The following is a 16,236-nucleotide window of genomic DNA, read 5'->3' on the forward strand; positions in this document are numbered from 1 at the left end:
TTCTACAAAAAATTCTCGTAGAAATTTAATTATTCTGCATTTTGTAGTTTCCTAGAAGAAATAGACACCGAAAATTTAGAATTTACTAAAAATTAATAACAAAAAGCTTATAATATGTGCTATCATAGATAAATGTTTTAACGTATACGGAGGATGAATATTATGGAAGCTGCTGACACTAGAACTGTGCAGGTAGAAAATATCTTGATTGCACATCATTTCTTAAAAGACGTAGTGGTGCACACGCCGCTACAAAAAAATGACTATCTATCCGAGAAATATGGAGCTAATATTTATTTTAAACGCGAAGATTTACAGCATGTACGCTCATTTAAACTTCGTGGTGCCTATTATAAGATTAAAAAAATTGAAGAAGAGGCTCGCAAATTTGGCGTTGTTTGCGCGAGTGCGGGTAATCATGCCCAAGGCGTGGCCTACGCTTGTGCACAATTGAAAATTCAAGCAAGTATTTTTATGCCTCAAACAACACCTAAGCAAAAAATTGACCAAGTTCGTATGTTTGGTCGTGATTATGTAGAAATTATTTTAGCAGGTGATACCTTTGATGATGCTGCAGAGAGTGCATTTGCTTACTGTGACGAACACGAAAAAATCTTTATTCACCCATTTGATGATTTCGATGTCATCGCTGGACAAGGAACGGTCGCTGTTGAAATTATGAATGACATGGAGGAACCGATTGATTACGTGTTTGGTAGTATTGGTGGCGGTGGCTTAATGTCAGGTGTTTCAGCCTATGTGAAAAACCTTTCCCCTAACAGTAAAATTATCGGTGTAGAGCCTGCTGGGGCGGGCAGCATGAAGGCTGCATTTGCTGAAGGTGGTGCAGTGGCACTTGATTGGATTGACAAATTCGTAGATGGTGCTGCGGTAAAGTGCGTCGGTAATCACACATATGATGTTTGTCGTCGCTACTTAGACGACATCGTACTAGTACCAGAAGGAAAAGTATGTACGACGATTTTAGATCTTTACAATAAACACGCCATTATCGCAGAGCCTGCTGGTGCATTATCAGTAGCAGCACTCGACTCTTATAAAGAGGAGATTAAAGGTAAATCAGTCGTTATCATCATTAGTGGTGGTAATAATGACATCGGTCGCATGCAGGAGATTAAAGAGAAATCTTTAATTCACGAAGGCTTACTATACTACTTCATCGTTAGTTTCCCACAACGCGCAGGCGCACTTCGCCAATTCCTTACAAGCGTAGTAGGACCAAATGATGACATTACAACTTTCGAATACACAAAGAAAAACAACAAAGAAAGTGGTCCTGCCTTAGTCGGTATCGAGCTTGGCAATCGTGAAGACTACGAAGGATTACTAGCACGCATGAATGAATTCGGCTTCAAATACAAAGAAGTAAACAACGACATTCAATTATTTGGCTTACTAGTCTAAACGAAAGGGTCACACTTGCTATGTGAGTGTGGCTTTTTTAGATTTATCGGAATAAATTTGTGATTTATCGGAACAATTCTGTGTTTTATCGGAACAATTTCGAGATTTATCGGAACAATTCATGATTTTATCGGAATGTTTCATCAATTTATCGGAACAATAGATAAAAACAGTCTATCTGACCGCTCTGATAGACTATACTATTTAATAATATACTTTCGATTCTTCTTTGCGCCTACTTCTTGAAGCTGTAACGACTTCAATATTTTATATACTGTTTTAACGCAAGAGATGCCGAAAAAATCTTGAAATAAACTGTTGGATATCAATTCTCCATACATATAACGGTAATCTTTCAGTGCATCATTGAATGCTTGATTATCTACCTCACCACACTTCTCACACTGCCACTTACCTTGACGATATTGCATGACAAATCGATAATCGCACTTAGAGCATAATACACCTTTCTTTAGTTCATCCATCTTCATATCGCATGTCCATTGTGTAGGTTTATGCATCTTTAGAATATGTGTTGAGAGTTCTCTTAAAACTTTTTCACTTAGATAGACTTGTCGATGTTGCTTGAACAGCTGCTCCATCTTCTCTGCCAAACCACTCACATGAATAATCGGTTGCGCAGACAAACTTGGCGTCATAATCATATTCGGATTTGCAGAAACGATCATATAAACAATAGGTATAGGATAGCCTGCCTTTTGGAAAATCTGACGCAAAAACCTAGCATGTCGCTTCACTTGATCAAAGGGATTTCTAAAGCCATCTACTCTGCCATCAGAAGTAATTCGAATAAATTGATGGTTATCTTCCATATATTCTATACGCCCAACGATATTTTTGATTTCCACTATTAAAACAAAATTTCGCGACATATATAATGTATCCATTTGATGTATTGCTCCACCTTCAGCATTAAGCTGTACATCATGCAATAAATAATGCGCATGCTCCAAATAGATTTCCCGCCATTCTCGGTCTACTCTTTGCTCGCCAACAATGCCAGCCTTTGTTCTTCCTAGCATTTCTTGAAAATAATCATACTTAGCGTGAGATTTAGATAGTCTTCTTTCGATCATTTCTAACACGAGTTGCTTCGATGAAACTTCCCGTTTTTTCAGTAGCATATTTTCACCTCCTTTAGCTAGATTATAATGCACTTTATCGAAAGAGTTTGCTTATTTATCGAGAACTTTTGATTGTTTATCTACCAACTTTTTTGATTTATCACCCAACTTCCCAAAAATATCGACATCAAGCGAAAAAACGCCCATACCTATGTATGAGCGTTTTTTCATTTATTATCCTAGTAGCGCACGGTCTGAGTTCATTTTCTCTCCGCGGATACGTTCGAACTCTGCCATTAAATCTGGGATGGTTAATTCATGCTTACGATCCTCGCCAACCTCTAAAATGATTTGACCTTTATCCATCATAATCAGTCGATTTCCTAAGTCTAATGCTTGTTGCATATTGTGCGTGACCATCAATGTCGTTAAGTTGTCTTTCTCAACTAAGTATTTCGTAATACGTGTGATTAACTCTGCACGAGATGGGTCAAGTGCCGCCGTATGCTCATCTAGCAATAAAATAGAAGGCTTCGTAAATGTTGCCATTAAAAGAGACAAAGCTTGACGCTCCCCTCCCGAAAGTAAGCCAACTTTTGCAGACAATCGATTTTCCAGATTTAAACCTAACATCTCCAACGATTCCTTGAAAAATTCTCGACGCTTTTTATCAACACCGAAGCGCATACCTCTACTCTTATTACGCGAGTAAGCTAATGCTAAATTTTCCTCAATCGTCATTGTTGGTGCTGTACCAGCCATCGGATCCTGGAATACGCGACCGATATAGTGAGAACGCTTATATTCTGGCAAAGTAGTAACCTCATTCCCATCAATTGAAACCGTGCCAAAGTCTGGTGTTAATGCGCCAGAAATCATATTCATCATGGTCGATTTGCCAGCTCCATTACTGCCGATAATTGTGACGAAATCCCCTGGCTTTAAGTGCAAATTAATTTCTGCAAGTGCCATTTTTTCATCAGGCGTACCTTCATTAAAAATCTTATTAATGCCGTTTAATTTAAGCAAGGCCCTTCCCTCCCTGCTCAATCGTCTTTACTCGTGTTCTCTCTGCTGCGCGCTTCACCTTACGTTTGCGCTCCTTACTCTTATTGATAAATTGAGGTAAAACCAACGCTATAATAACAATGATAGCTGTTATTAATTTCATATCTCCTGAATCAAGGAAATCTACTCGTAATGCTAATGCTAAAATAATGCGGTAAATGATCGCTCCAGCAATGACAGCGAAAGTTGTGCGCATAATCGTTTTTGTACCGAAAATGGCTTCGCCGATAATAACAGAGGCAAGACCAATCACAATCATCCCAATCCCCATACTGACATCTGAGAACTTCGAATATTGAGCGATTAAAGCTCCAGAAAATGCAACAAGTGCATTAGAAAGTCCTAGCCCTAGAATTATTAGCGTATCTGTATTTGCCGAGAAGCTACGAATCATACGCTTATTATCACCGGTTGCTCGAATAGCCAATCCAACCTCTGTTTTTAAGAACCAGTCAGCAATGAACTTAATTAAAATCGTAATGATTAATACTACGATTATCGTACTCCATGTTGAAGGTAGTTGCTGAACACCGAAGCCTTTTAATAGGTTATTTAAAGCCGTATCGATTCCTAAATCACTCCAAAATGCTTGAAACTTTGAAAATAAAGTCTCTGAATTTAATAGCGGAATATTCGGACGACCTATCGTATTTTCTGCAGTTGACCCCATAATTCGTAGGTTAATAGAATACAAAGCAATCATCATTAAAATCCCCGATAATAGAGGATTAATTTTCCCTTTTGTGTGAAGAATTCCTGTCATACATCCAGCAATAAATCCAGCAACAATTGCCACTAAAGTCGCTAAGATTGGGTGGTAGCCAAGCATAATCATCGTCGCTGCCGTAGCCGCCCCTGTTACAAAGCTTCCATCAACCGTTAAGTCCGGAAAATCTAACACGCGGAATGTTAAATACACACCAAGTGCCATAATTGCATAGATGATTCCTTGCTCCATCGCGCCAAATATTGCTATAAACATAGTTGAATCATCTCCTAATAATTTCTTAATAAATATAATTCGGCTCATCACCATAAATTGAAGTTGATTTCCGTTCCGGCTGGGCGCGTCCGATAATCCCCAAGGAGTCTCCCAGCCCCCACTCCAATCAACTTATCCATGTGACATATAACTTTCGATGACAAACCATAGCCTTCTCATATATTAGTATTCTAATAAGATGAAACTAGTAAGAATTACCCCACCATAATCATGGATCAATGCATAATACTTATAATTTTTCTTATCCACAAACAGAGCGGTAATTCTCCCTCATAAATGATTTCGTTTTTCATTCTAAAAGTAGATAAAGCGGGGGCAGTTTTAGATCTCCCCCGCTTCGCTCCATAAGATGATCATGTCAGGTCATTACTTTTCTAACAGTTCTGCACCCCAAGAATCTTTAATTTCGATTCCTAAATCATCCGCTACTTTTTTATTTATTAATAGTTTTAGCTTTTGTGGGTATTGTACTGGTATATCCGCAGGTGTTGCTTCACCTTTTAGAATTTTCACAGCCATTTGCCCCGCTTCATAACCGATGTCATAATATTCAAAACCATATGCCGCTAAGCCACCACGTGCAACAGAGTCAAGCTCTCCTACAACTAGTGGTAATTTATTAGAATTTGCTACATCAATTACAGACTCAAGAGCCGAAACTACTGTATTATCAGTAATGATATAGAATGCATCTGCTTTACCGATTAATGATTCAGCAGCTTGTTTTACTTCTGCAGAAGTTGCTGCAGATGCCTCAACTACTGTTAGGCCTTGCTCACCCATAACTTTTTTCACTTCTTTTACTTGTGCTACTGAGTTTTGCTCACCTGCGTTGTAAACCATACCTACTTTTTTCGCACCTAATTCCTTCAAGAATGCTACTGTTTTCGCAATAGTATCAGGATGTAAATCGATCGTTCCTGTTACATTTTTCCCTGGCTTCTCCATCGATTCAATGAGCTGTGCGCCAACAGCATCTGTTACAGAAGTGAAGACAATTGGAATATCACTAGTAGCTGTCGCCGCTGCTTGTGCAGATGGCGTAGAGTTAGCAAAGATTAAATCTACGTTGGCACTTACTAGATTGTTTGCAATCGTCGTGTTAAGACTGTTATCTCCTTGCGCTATTTGTGGATCGTATTCAACCTTTAAGCCCGATTCTTCAATTGCCTTTTTAAAGCCATCAGTTGCAGCATTTAAAGATGGATGCTCAACAATTTGAGTAATCCCGATTTTATATGTTTTGTCATCTGTATTGCCGCTCTCACTTGCATTATTCTTTTCGTTCCCTTTCGAATCTGATGAACTAGAACCACTGCCACCACAAGCAGCGAGCATTAAAACTAACCCGAATAACAGGAACGAAAGCTTTTTTAAATTGCTTTTCACAAATAATCCCCCCGATATTATCTCTAATATTTATCACACTTTATCCAAACAAAGTGTGAATGTATCGCTATATTATCGTTATTATCAAGGTTCGTCAACAACATTATGAATGTTCTGACTTTTAAAATCGATGAAATATTTTATCTTTTCACTCAATTTGCCGCTTTAAACCGCTAAACTGCGCTGTTTCTATAAATTGATTTCTTTTTCTAACATAACAAAAATTTTTTTGACAATTTTGCGAAGTCATTTGATTTTTAGAGTAATTTATGGAAAACCTAAAAAACCTGACATTCTCCGTAAGAAATGTCAGGCCTTCATAACAGTGCTTTTACTTCTTCATCTACTAACCAACTACTTTGAGGTAACGGAATATCTGGGAAGCATACGTGCGTTTAAGCAACACCTTGAATGGCTGAATAAAGACAACATGCGAGTACTTTAGAATCACCAGCTCGTATTATTCCCTTTATGTTTTTAGTCTCCTTTTTTGTATTTAATGCATATGATGCAAATGAGACAGTGCTGTTCCCAAAAGGAGGAATACCATGAATAATGATGAAATGGATTTAAATCAACCTTCTCATTCAAAAAAGCAGCAAAATGCAAAAACAGGAGATATTGACACAATCATTTCTAATCTTTGTGACAGTCTATTCGAATTCGCTCTAGATTTTGCCTTAAATGCCTTAGAATATACAAAAGAATTAGACGAAGAACTAGAATATACGGATGAATTTAAAAAGCAACTGGACGATTTAATTGTTGAAATAGAAGAAATTAAAAATGTTATGTGAGGATTAGTTTCAAATAAAAAACCCTTATTACTTTCTCTTCAAGGCATCCTCATTATAAATAATCAACTATGCCTCGGCTTGTTTGTAGTTGTCGCTTTGCTTTCGCTACAGAAAATAATTGCCGAAAGAAATTTAATAATAGAGGTGTCTAAATGCAAAGATTTCAAGATATGTGTACAAAATTTGCTCAGATTGCAAACGGAAAAGCTTCTATCGAACATGGCGTATGTTCAGTAAGACTTAATCGAAACCTTAATGTTATGATTCAAGGTCGCCCAAGTCGTAGTGCACTTCATGCTGGGATAACATTCGAATCGCTCGATATATATGGAAATGCACTTAACTTAGGTGAGGTTGTAGTACTAGAAGAGGAATTATCCCCATTTGTTAAGGTACTTGCCGATAATAATTTGATTATAAGTGCTGTTCATAATCACTGGATATATTCGGACCCCGCTATTTTATACGTTCACTTTCAATCAATAGAGCCCCCATTAATTTTTGCGCAAAAATTTGCTCATGCTTTTAGACTATTAAAAAACTATTGACATGTTCACTTTAAAAGAACTGCTTATAACAGTTCTTTTTTGATATGACCGGACTCCCCTTTAGTTGTTGCTTCTCATCCATTCCACCTGCAAAGAAGCAAGTGTACAAGCCCCCTTCTTATGAATTCAACATTCGAATCCTGGTCACGCACACACATATCTAATTAATGAGCAACTAACAAAAGCTAAATATTACCGTTAGCACTATTAATTCCTGCGCTTTTTTTACTCAACGCTATTTACAAACAAGCACGAACATTGATATGATTGCATTTGCTTCACGTGGTTCGTAACCATCCCACGTAAAAAAACTAAGGAGAAATGAATATGAAAATTAAATTTTTAGCAACGAGTGGCATTATTGCAGCGCTCTACATTGCTATTACATTGTTAGTCGCACCATTTGGCTTTACAGAAGTGCAGTTCCGTCTATCGGAAATGTTTAATCATCTCGTAGCGTTTAATCCACGCTTTGCCGTTGGGATCATTATTGGTGTATTTATCTCCAATATATTTTCACCAAACGGCATTATCGATTTGTTTTTCGGTGTAGCCCATTCGATGATTACCCTTGGGTTGTTCATTCTTATTTGTAAATTTGTCAAAAATATTTGGGCTCGTTTAGTCATCAATACATTGTTATTTACATGCACAATGTTCATCATTGCCTTAGAATTAAACATAGCATTAGAATTACCATTCTTCTGGACATGGTTGACTGTTGCTGCAGGTGAATTTGTTGTTTTAGCGGTCGGTGCGCCGATTATGTATCTATTGAATAAACGCTTAAACTTCAAAAATTTAATTTAACTGACGAATCTTATTAGATTCGTCTTTTTTTATTTTCTTGGTACCAGCATACCTTGACACTATTCTGAAAATACTTTACAATTCATTTCAATAAATGCTAGGAAAAAGAATAGTAGCAAGCTGTAGTACTTAAAGAGAGCTGATGGTTGGTGCAAATCAGTAGTACATACTTGTGAATGGGCTTTGGAGCAGCCTCATCAAATGTGAGGACGAATTTACTCCACGTTACCGGAGTACGAAAGCGCGCAATTTTTGCGAATGAAGGTGGCACCACGGTTACTCGTCCTTTTTACAGAAGGATTGTAGTGACTTTTTTTATGGAAAAAATTAGATAAGAGGAGTCGAGAGAAGATGAGCACAGTAGTAGAGAAAAAAGGATATTTCGGTGAATTTGGCGGTAGCTTTGTTCCTGATGAGCTTCAAGATGTGTTAAATATTTTAGATGAAAACTTCCAAAAATATAAAGACGATGAAGACTTTAATAAAGAGCTAGAGTATTATTTCCATGAATATGTTGGACGCAAATCTCCACTTTATTTTGCTGAAAATTTAACAAAACAATTAGGCGGCGCAAAAATTTATTTAAAGCGTGAAGATCTTAACCATACAGGTTCACATAAAATTAATAACGTTCTTGGACAGATTTTATTGGCAAAGCGCATGGGTGCTAATCGTGTGATCGCCGAAACAGGTGCAGGTCAACATGGTGTAGCAACAGCAACTGCTTGTGCAATGTTCGGAATGGATTGCACAATTTATATGGGTTTAGAGGATACAAAGCGTCAAGCATTAAACGTCTTCCGTATGGAGCTTCTTGGTGCAAAGGTAGTAGCTGTTGATAAAGGCCAGGGGCGACTAAAGGATGCTGTGGATGAAGCATTTGCTGATTTAGTTGAAAACTATGAGACGACTTTTTATTTATTAGGTTCTGCTGTTGGACCTCATCCATTCCCTTCAATGGTCAAGCATTTCCAATCAGTCATTAGCCGTGAAAGTCGCGAACAAATTTTAGAAAAAGAAGGAAAGCTACCAGCAGCAGTACTTGCTTGTGTCGGTGGCGGTAGTAATGCGATTGGTGCCTTTGCAGAATATATTGCAGATGAAAATGTTCGTCTTATTGGCATTGAACCAGATAAGGCGGCAACTTTAAATGAAGGAACACCGGGTGAATTACATGGCTTCAAATGTTTAGTACTGCAAGATTCAGAAGGCAATCCATTACCAACATATTCAATTGCCGCTGGGCTTGATTATCCTGGAGCTGGTCCAGAGCATAGCTATTTAAAAACAATTGGTCGTGGAGAATATGTAACGGTGACGAATGAAGAAGTGCTTGAAGCATTCCAAGTACTGTCAAAGGTTGAAGGAATTATTCCTGCACTTGAAAGCTCCCACGCAGTTGCACATGCACTAAAGCTTGCCCCAACATTATCTTCGGAAGAGAGCATTATTATCAATATCTCTGGCCGTGGAGACAAAGACGTAGAACAAGTATTTCAAATGTTAAATAGGTAACGCGAAATGAAAGAGCGATTTCCCTGAGTGGAAATCGCTCTTTTAACTATACGAATGAACCTAATTTCGGATAAATTTCTGCCACATTATCTCTAAGCTTAGCTTTTAGGAACTTTCCAACGGATGTTTTGGGTATTTCATCTAAAAATACCACATCATCTGGTACCCACCATTTCGCAAATTGACTTTCTAAAAATGCAAGAAGCTCCTCTTCACTTGCTGACATTCCTTCCTTCAACACTACGCATGCTAGCGGGCGTTCTTGCCATTTGACATGTGGAATTGCAATAACTGCTGCTTCCAAAACAGCATCGTGGGTCATTAACGCATTTTCTAAATCCACTGAGGATATCCACTCCCCACCTGATTTAATTAAATCCTTTGTACGATCTGTTATTTTGATAAAGCCATCCTCTGTTCGTACCGCAATGTCCCCTGTATACAACCAACCATCTCGATACGCATCATTTGTACGTTCATCACGATAATATTCATGTGAAATCCATGGACCTCGCAAGCGTAACTCACCCATCGTCTCCCCATCCCATGGCACTTCTCCATTATCATTAATAATACTTGATTCAATACCGGCCATCGTCATTCCTTGCATTGCTCGCGATTCAATACGCTTTTCAATTGGCCATTCATCCATCCAAGACATATAATTTGATAACGCTACAATCGGCGTTGTTTCTGTCATCCCATACACGACTATATATGGAATGCCATACTGCTCTTCAAATGTACGAATAAGTCGCGTAGGTGAAGCAGAGCCGCCACAACAAATGGCACGTAGCGAACTTATATCTCGCTCACGCTTCTCCTGTTCCTGCAACGCACCAATCCAAATGGTCGGCACCCCAGCTGTTAATGTAACTTTTTCCTGCTCTACTAAATCTAAAATGATTGCCGATGTGAATTGTGGACCAGGCAATACCTGTGTAGCACCTACATTGACACTTGCAAATGGTAAGCCCCACGCATTTGCATGAAACATTGGTACAATCGGCATCACGACATCACGCTCAGAAATGCCCATTGAATCAGACATACTCAGCATCATACTATGTAGCACTAGACCTCGATGTGAATAAACAACCCCTTTTGGATTTCCTGTTGTAGCGCTTGTATAGCACATTCCAGCAGGCTCCTCTTCCCCTATATCCTCTGGGAACTGATAGTTTTCATCTGCTGCTGCTAATAAATCCTCATAGGATAATGCATTCGGTAATGTCGTTTCTGGTAAAGTATCCTCATCCGTCATAATAATATAATGTTTCACTGTCTTGAGCTCAGGCGCAATGTTTTCAATAACTGGTAACATATCTACATCAATCATTAAAATCTCATCTTCTGCATGATTAATAATATAAGTTAAATGTTCTTCTGATAAACGAATATTCACCATGTGCAAAACAGCGCCAGAACACGGTACCGCAAAATAAGCCTCTAAGTGGCGATGCTGATTCCAAGCAAAGGAACCAATCTTCATTCCTCTTGTCATCCCCAGCTTTGTAAGCGCATCTGCTAGGCGACGTGTTCTTTTCGCCCATTCCCCATATGTTAAACGGTGAATCTTCTGTGGGCTCGTCCGTGAAACAATAGTCTTTCTAGCAAAATAAGTTTCTGCTCGTTTAAAAAAGTTTGTTAATACTAACGGCGTCTGCATCATAAAAACCATCCATCCCTTCTTCTTGTGAACTCCCTTTTTTACCTTTGTGAAATATTAACAGCTAATTTAATTGAATACTATTAATATTTTGAATATGATTATAGTAGAAAATTATAAATTAAGCTATATATTCCAATAATTTTCTTTTTATTGTTAACTTTTTCTAAAATAACTCATTCACATAACGGGGGTTGATTTCCGTTCCGACTGGGCGCTTTCCTGAGGGCGTCCGATGAGCCGCTTCACTCGCGTTGCTCGTTCCAGGGTCTCGGGCCAACACGAAGTTGGTCACGAAGGCGTTATCACAGGACGTGATGGTTTTAGCCTTCGTTCCTCTATTGCTGATCCCAAGGAGTCGCCCAGTCGCAACTCCAATCAACTTATTTACATGGCATATATTTCAAAATGACACCTTAACCTTCCGATGATGAACCAAAATATATTAGAAAATCCACTTGTATAGCTCATCACCATAACGTGAGTTGATTTCCGTTCCGGCTTGGCCTTTCCTGGAAGCGTTGGAGGGAAGAATGAGTAAAATTAATACTTGCATATATCAATATAAGTTTACTTAAGGAGAGTGAAATGATGGGGTTTGACGAATGTATAAACGAGGATTTCAGTGGGGTCATATCGGTCACTCAAAATGGTAAAAATGTATACCGTAAAGCCTTTGGATACGCAGATTTACCAAATAAAGTATCAAACGAGATTGATACAAAATTTGCAACTGCCTCAGCAGGAAAAGTATTTGTTGCCATAGCCATTTTGCAACTGATTGAACAAAGGCGGTTATCTTTTGATAGTTGTATCGGGGACATCTTGAATTTTGATTTAAAGAATATTGATCCTCATATCACCATGAGGCAGTTGCTTAATCATACATCGGGAATACCCGACTATTTTGATGAGTCTGTCATGGAAGATTATGACGAACTATGGATAGATTACCCCAATTATAAAATTCGCACATCATCAGATATCATTCCATTATCTATACATAAGCCGATGATGTATCCTACAGGAGATAGATTTCAATACAATAATACAGGATTTGTTGTTCTTGGTCTTATTGTTGAGGCCATTACTGGCTCTTCATTTGATGTATATCTTAATGAACATGTTTTTATTCCTTGCGGTATGTTGAATACGGGGTATTATGAACTGGACAGATTGCCTGCTCAATGTGCAAACGGATATGTATATGATGACAGCAGGCAAGAGTTTTATACCAATATTTACAGTGTTGACGTAAAAGGAACAGGAGCAGGAGGAGCATTTACTACTGTAATCGATGTTGAAAAGTTCTGGGCCAGTCTGATGAAGGGTCAATTGATATCGAAGGAAATGTTAAAAGAAATGTTAACTCCTCAAGTGAAAGAAGAATGCTATGGGTATGGGATTTGGCTGGATAAAAAAGAAGAAGGCATGTTTGATTACCACTTTGAAGGCTGCGATCCTGGTATAAGTTTTTATAGTTCATACGACAAACAACAAGATTTACTTATCACATTGGTAAGCAATTTTGGGTGTAACGTATGGAAAGTTTTCAGAGATATCAAAGGTTTGATCAAACGGTAAATACAACTATATTTTAACCCGCCCTAAATTTAGGACGGGGTTATGCTTGTTTAGGTTTTTAAAAATAAATAACTTTATTGTCTTTTACACAACGTGACAGCAACAAAAGGTTTTATCTGTGCGATAGCAAAGCGACAGCAACATCATGAGGTTAATCATCTGTGACGCTAATCCCTAGGTTCGCCCAGCCTTCATATCCAATCAACTTATATACAAGGTATACGTGCAAGTATCATTCCAATTTTAAGTGATTGCCCGTCAAAATAAAAAAAGACGAAGAAAACTAAATTCTTCGTCCGATTTTTAGGATTGTTTATTTATGAACAGGCTTTTGTTTGTAGTTTGATTTTTAATTTTTCTAGCATATCAACTGTCATTTTTGCTAGATCATACTGTGCTTTAAAGCCCCATTCTTTTTGTGCCGCTTCTATATTTATAGAGTTTGGCCAGCTATCTGCTATCGCTTGACGTACTGGATCTACATTATAATCCATACGGAAATGTGGCAAATGCTTTTTAATTTCCGCCGCAATTTCAGATGGCTCGAAGCTCATTGCAGTGATATTAAAGGCATTGCGATGTATTAGTTTGCTACTATCTGCTTCCATTAAGTCTACAATAGCTTGCAATGCATCTGGCATGTACATCATGTCCATGTACGTACCTTCTTGAATATAGGATGTGTACTTCCCTTGCTTGATCGCCTCATAGAAGATTTCTACTGCATAGTCTGTCGTACCACCTCCTGGTGGAGTTACATATGAAATTAACCCTGGGAAGCGTACACCGCGAGTATCTATACCAAAACGATTGAAATAATAATCACATAACAGCTCACCAGCAACTTTATTTACCCCATACATTGTTGTTGGACGCTGTAATGTATCCTGTGGCGTATTATCCTTCGGTGTCGATGGACCGAACGCACCTATTGAGCTCGGTGTGAAAAATTGCAAGTCTAACTCACGCGAAACCTCCAATGCATTCATTAAACCACCCATATTTAAATTCCACGCTAGCAAAGGATTTTTTTCTGCCGTTGCCGATAATAACGCCGCTAAATGCATCATTGTATCTGCACCAAAATCCTTCGCTAAATCATGCATTCTTTGTCCATCAGTCACGTCCAATACTTCAAATGGACCTTTAGAATGCTCAAGCTTCCGGATATCTGTCGCTAATATATTGTCCTCTCCATAAACACTACGAAGTTTTTCTACAAGCTCAGAACCTATTTGACCTAGTGCTCCTGTAACCATTATCTTTTTCATTTCTCCAAACCTCCACCTGTGAACAATTGTACTTCTCAAGAGTACAATAATATATGATTAAACATTGATTTAATAACACTTCTAATGAATTTCATTATAATTTGTTCATATTAAAAATACAACCATAATATTTTTAAATTTTAAAAACAGAACGTAAAATCCTTTATCATCAGTATATGAGACCAATAAATTATTGTGCTAGTAAAACAAACAAAATACATATGTACACCTCAAAAGGACATTATTCATTTCCCCACATAGGAGCAGTATTAATTGTTCGATGAAATGACCCTTGCACCTCTAGTCCAAAAAAAGGAACTTTCTTTGTATACAAAGAAAGTCCCTTATTTCCTATTAGATTAAGAAACGCTTTACGGCTATTTGTAAAACTTTTGATACCTTATGTAGCTCTTTAATATAATCATGGAATTGCTGCTGTGCGGTTAATTGATCAGCTGTTAAAGTAGCTACGTGTCTAGTGGATGCTGCATTCGTATCAGAAAATGATGTTAACATTACCGCATCTTCACTAACCTTTTTCGTATGGTCAGAAATTTCTTGAATAGTTGCAGATACTTCCATTATATATGGCTTCATTGTATGTACTTTTTCTAAAATTTGATCGAAGCTTGTTGCCGTATCTCCTGTAACCTGTACACCCTTTTCAGTTGCGACTAACACACCCTCCATCATTTGCACAGCATAGTTAGAATCTAAATGAATATTTTGCACAATGGACGTAATCGTTTGCGTTGAATGAACTGTTTGCTCCGCAAGCTTGCGAACTTCATTGGCCACAACCGCAAATCCTTTACCATGCTCCCCTGCTCTAGCAGCTTCAATAGATGCATTTAAGGCTAAGAGGTTTGTTTGTGCGGTAATTTTTTCAATCACTTCAACCATTTGATCGATTGTAGCTGCTCTCTCTACAAGATTAAAAATGGCTGTATTCGATTTTTCAACTGCATGTTTAATAGCCTGTATTTGTGTTAAATTTGCCTGTACAATTTCCGTACCACTTTCTGCATCACGTGCAGTTTTATGAGCAAAATTTTCAACAACCTGTACTTTTTCTAAAATTATTTGCACACCATTCAGCACTTCCTCTAGAGATGCTGTATTGGAAGCTAATTTTTTGGTAGAAGCAGCAGTTGAATCTGAAATAGACTGCACATCCTTTGCAATTTTGTGCGTCGTGTTAGACGATTGCTCAGAAGATTCCTGTAGTTTCCCAGTCATTTCTTCAACCTCATGTGCACTATTGGATACTGTATGAAGTAGTCTTTTCACCTCTGTTACCATTTGATTGTAAGACAAGACTACCTCGCCAAGCTCATCCTGCGCCACATAACTGGCATTCGCTGTGAAATCACCCTGCTCTGCACGCTTTAATAATGATTTCAATTGACGAGTTGGTATATTCACAGCTTTTGTTGCTATAAACCCTATACAGATTACTAACAAAACAACGAATAAACATACGCCTCCCAATAACCAATAACCAAATTGCACATCTTTCTGGTATGCCTGTTGCTGTTCCTTAGCCCTCTGAACCAAATAGCTTTGAGTTTCTTCTAATAACGAATGACTTTGCTTGCTTACAGGTAAATAAGACTGAGCATAAAATTGTTGTTGTTCATTTTGCCCCAATTGCTTATAGTTATTGATTAATTCTACCTGCTGTGCAAGTAAGGTCTTAAATTTCTTCATCTGATGGTCCGTCTTTTTATCGATTTCTAGACTTTCTAAATGATTGAAAGGCTGCTCAGCGTTTTTTAAAATGGTAGTCATTTCTTGATAAGCTCCAGCAGAGTCCACTAAATAATCTAATTGTCGTTGTGATTCCTCTAGTTCATTTAACCATCCGATCGGTACAAGTCCTTCTGTATAACTTTCACTTGCATGCCATGACATTTTCCGTAAATAATCAACACTAAAAATACCTAGCAATACATTCGATAGTACACAAACAATCATCAGTATAAGTAATTTGTCCTTCACCATTATGTATCGAAAAAAATGCATCATCTTTGGCTCCTTCTCCAACTCTTACCAATAATGATAGTATGAAG

At 37.9% G+C, this 16,236-nt stretch carries 14 protein-coding genes, 1 riboswitch and 1 other annotated feature; of the genes, 6 read left to right on the forward strand and 8 right to left on the reverse strand.

All coding sequences use genetic code 11. The features are described from left to right. Positions 1-162 precede the first annotated feature (162 nt). Positions 163-1,425 carry a threonine ammonia-lyase IlvA gene (ilvA, locus tag AC1DCY_RS15550; protein WP_477351533.1) on the forward strand — a complete coding sequence of 421 codons (1,263 nt, stop codon included), beginning with the start codon at positions 163-165 and terminating at the stop codon, positions 1,423-1,425. A gap of 200 nt (positions 1,426-1,625) precedes the next feature. Here the strand turns inward: ilvA and AC1DCY_RS15555 are convergent, their stop codons facing one another. The 4 genes from AC1DCY_RS15555 to AC1DCY_RS15570 form a co-directional block, all read right to left on the reverse strand. Further along, positions 1,626-2,570, reverse strand: a complete 945-nt coding sequence (locus AC1DCY_RS15555) for a nuclease-related domain-containing protein (RefSeq protein WP_477351535.1) — start codon at positions 2,568-2,570, stop codon at positions 1,626-1,628. Positions 2,571-2,744: 174 nt separating this feature from the next. After that, positions 2,745-3,539, reverse strand: coding sequence for an ABC transporter ATP-binding protein (locus AC1DCY_RS15560; protein WP_477351536.1), 795 nt, complete (start codon positions 3,537-3,539; stop codon positions 2,745-2,747). Continuing rightward, positions 3,532-4,560 carry an ABC transporter permease gene (locus AC1DCY_RS15565; RefSeq protein ID WP_477351538.1) on the reverse strand — a complete coding sequence of 343 codons (1,029 nt, stop codon included), beginning with the start codon at positions 4,558-4,560 and terminating at the stop codon, positions 3,532-3,534. Before AC1DCY_RS15565 ends, AC1DCY_RS15560 begins: the two co-directional genes overlap by 8 nt. Positions 4,561-4,947: 387 nt before the next feature. After that, positions 4,948-5,970, reverse strand: coding sequence for an ABC transporter substrate-binding protein (locus AC1DCY_RS15570; protein WP_477351540.1), 1,023 nt, complete (start codon positions 5,968-5,970; stop codon positions 4,948-4,950). Between the two features lie 548 nt (positions 5,971-6,518). Here AC1DCY_RS15570 and AC1DCY_RS15575 point away from each other — a divergent pair. The 4 genes from AC1DCY_RS15575 to trpB all read left to right on the forward strand — a co-directional run bounded on the left by AC1DCY_RS15575 (position 6,519) and on the right by trpB (position 9,640). Then, positions 6,519-6,767, forward strand: coding sequence for a hypothetical protein (locus tag AC1DCY_RS15575; protein ID WP_477351541.1), 249 nt, complete (start codon positions 6,519-6,521; stop codon positions 6,765-6,767). A gap of 152 nt (positions 6,768-6,919) precedes the next feature. After that, on the forward strand, positions 6,920-7,315 hold the full coding sequence (locus tag AC1DCY_RS15580; RefSeq protein WP_477351543.1) for a DUF1259 domain-containing protein: 396 nt from the start codon (positions 6,920-6,922) through the stop codon (positions 7,313-7,315). A 276-nt stretch (positions 7,316-7,591) separates the two neighbouring features. Beyond that, positions 7,592-7,636: riboswitch (PreQ1 riboswitch) on the forward strand. Positions 7,637-7,642: 6 nt separating this feature from the next. Continuing rightward, the gene (locus AC1DCY_RS15585; RefSeq protein ID WP_477351544.1) at positions 7,643-8,125 is read left to right on the forward strand and encodes a QueT transporter family protein; all 483 of its coding nucleotides are present in this window, start codon (positions 7,643-7,645) and stop codon (positions 8,123-8,125) included. A 90-nt stretch (positions 8,126-8,215) separates the two neighbouring features. After that, positions 8,216-8,416: a binding site (T-box leader), on the forward strand. Between the two features lie 60 nt (positions 8,417-8,476). Further along, positions 8,477-9,640: a tryptophan synthase subunit beta gene (gene trpB, locus AC1DCY_RS15590; protein WP_477351546.1), complete on the forward strand. Its 1,164-nt coding sequence runs from the start codon at positions 8,477-8,479 to the stop codon at positions 9,638-9,640. Positions 9,641-9,686: 46 nt separating this feature from the next. Here trpB and AC1DCY_RS15595 read toward each other — a convergent pair whose 3' ends face one another. After that, on the reverse strand, positions 9,687-11,312 hold the full coding sequence (locus tag AC1DCY_RS15595; protein WP_477351621.1) for a long-chain fatty acid--CoA ligase: 1,626 nt from the start codon (positions 11,310-11,312) through the stop codon (positions 9,687-9,689). Between the two features lie 163 nt (positions 11,313-11,475). Further along, entirely contained in the window at positions 11,476-11,691 is a 216-nt protein-coding gene (locus tag AC1DCY_RS15600) for a hypothetical protein (RefSeq protein ID WP_477351548.1), read from the reverse strand. A gap of 209 nt (positions 11,692-11,900) precedes the next feature. Between AC1DCY_RS15600 and AC1DCY_RS15605 the strand changes: the two genes are divergently transcribed. Further along, positions 11,901-12,893, forward strand: coding sequence for a serine hydrolase domain-containing protein (locus AC1DCY_RS15605; protein ID WP_477351550.1), 993 nt, complete (start codon positions 11,901-11,903; stop codon positions 12,891-12,893). Positions 12,894-13,210: 317 nt separating this feature from the next. Here AC1DCY_RS15605 and AC1DCY_RS15610 read toward each other — a convergent pair whose 3' ends face one another. Together AC1DCY_RS15610 and AC1DCY_RS15615 are read right to left on the reverse strand one after the other, a co-directional pair. Beyond that, on the reverse strand, positions 13,211-14,164 hold the full coding sequence (locus AC1DCY_RS15610; protein ID WP_477351552.1) for an L-threonine 3-dehydrogenase: 954 nt from the start codon (positions 14,162-14,164) through the stop codon (positions 13,211-13,213). 354 nt (positions 14,165-14,518) lie between these two features. Further along, a complete protein-coding gene (locus tag AC1DCY_RS15615; RefSeq protein WP_477351554.1) occupies positions 14,519-16,189 on the reverse strand; it encodes a methyl-accepting chemotaxis protein in 1,671 nt (556 codons plus the stop codon). Positions 16,190-16,236: the final 47 nt, after the last annotated feature.

This window comes from Lysinibacillus sp. 10T31, from assembly GCF_056394365.1.

Coding starts and splice junctions, on each gene's coding strand:
- AC1DCY_RS15565 (WP_477351538.1), bottom strand. CDS start 4,560: ATGTTTATAGCAATATTTGGCGCGATGGAGCAAGGAATCATCTATGCA.
- AC1DCY_RS15580 (WP_477351543.1), top strand. CDS start 6,920: ATGCAAAGATTTCAAGATATGTGTACAAAATTTGCTCAGATTGCAAAC.
- trpB (WP_477351546.1), top strand. CDS start 8,477: ATGAGCACAGTAGTAGAGAAAAAAGGATATTTCGGTGAATTTGGCGGT.
- ilvA (WP_477351533.1), top strand. CDS start 163: ATGGAAGCTGCTGACACTAGAACTGTGCAGGTAGAAAATATCTTGATT.
- AC1DCY_RS15575 (WP_477351541.1), top strand. CDS start 6,519: ATGAATAATGATGAAATGGATTTAAATCAACCTTCTCATTCAAAAAAG.
- AC1DCY_RS15605 (WP_477351550.1), top strand. CDS start 11,901: ATGGGGTTTGACGAATGTATAAACGAGGATTTCAGTGGGGTCATATCG.
- AC1DCY_RS15595 (WP_477351621.1), bottom strand. CDS start 11,312: ATGATGCAGACGCCGTTAGTATTAACAAACTTTTTTAAACGAGCAGAA.
- AC1DCY_RS15610 (WP_477351552.1), bottom strand. CDS start 14,164: ATGAAAAAGATAATGGTTACAGGAGCACTAGGTCAAATAGGTTCTGAG.
- AC1DCY_RS15555 (WP_477351535.1), bottom strand. CDS start 2,570: ATGCTACTGAAAAAACGGGAAGTTTCATCGAAGCAACTCGTGTTAGAA.
- AC1DCY_RS15615 (WP_477351554.1), bottom strand. CDS start 16,189: ATGCATTTTTTTCGATACATAATGGTGAAGGACAAATTACTTATACTG.
- AC1DCY_RS15585 (WP_477351544.1), top strand. CDS start 7,643: ATGAAAATTAAATTTTTAGCAACGAGTGGCATTATTGCAGCGCTCTAC.